Annotated in this window: 1 protein-coding gene; it reads left to right on the forward strand. The window is 66.8% G+C overall.

The window, feature by feature from the left end; all coding sequences use genetic code 11:
* Window positions 1-265 (forward strand): LysR substrate-binding domain-containing protein (locus C1X29_RS29985; RefSeq protein WP_368731373.1); only part of this gene is annotated, 265 nt, incomplete at both ends.

Consider the following 265-nt stretch of genomic DNA (forward strand, 5'->3'; position numbering starts at 1 on the left):
CGGCTGGGCCGTCGAGCGGAAACTGGCCGGTGCGACAGACATGCCCCAGCTCAATCGCATCTATGAAAACTCGCTGGCCGACGGATTGCGATCGATGGCCTTGTCCGGCCTCGGCGTTGCCTGGCTGCCGCTGACCACGACCCATCAGGACATTCTCCGCGGCCGTCTCGTCCGCACCGGCTCGCCGGACCTCGACGTCGATCTCGACATCCGGATCCATCGGCCGCAGCGGCGCCTCAGCCGGCGCGCAGAAGAACTCTGGTCA

The organism is Pseudomonas sp. GW456-12-10-14-LB2 (assembly GCF_002884345.1).
Taxonomy (GTDB): domain Bacteria; phylum Pseudomonadota; class Gammaproteobacteria; order Pseudomonadales; family Pseudomonadaceae; genus Aquipseudomonas; species Aquipseudomonas paraglycinae.